General features: G+C 64.3%; 1 protein-coding gene. It reads left to right on the top strand.

The genetic code is table 11. The annotated features are described in order from the left end of the window. A partial coding sequence (locus C1H84_RS17860) for a fatty acid desaturase (protein WP_181728200.1) occupies positions 1–356 on the top strand: 356 nt, incomplete at both ends.

Here is a 356-nt window from a genome sequence, read left to right as displayed (position 1 = left end):
GATCAAGTACCTGTTCGTCGGCCGGCGGGTGAAGCACCGCCGCCGCGAACTGATCTCGATCGGCCTGCGCATTGCCCTGTACCTGGGCGCCATCTTCTTCCTCTTGCCGATAGGCATGGCCTTCGCCTTCCTCGGCGTGCAGCTGGCGATCTTCGGCATCTACATGGGCGCCTCGTTCGCGCCCAACCACAAGGGCATGCCCCTGGTGCCCACGGACGCCCGCATCGACTTCTTCTCGCGCCAGGTGCTCACGGGACGCAACGTGTTGGCTCGCTCCAGCTTCGGCAACAGCGTGCTCTCGCACGTCTACGGCGGGTTGAACTACCAGGTGGAGCACCACTTGTTCCCCTCGATGC

The organism is Glutamicibacter soli, assembly GCF_003309065.1.
Taxonomy (GTDB): domain Bacteria; phylum Actinomycetota; class Actinomycetes; order Actinomycetales; family Micrococcaceae; genus Glutamicibacter; species Glutamicibacter soli.
This window is presented reverse-complemented; position numbering and strand designations above follow the sequence as displayed.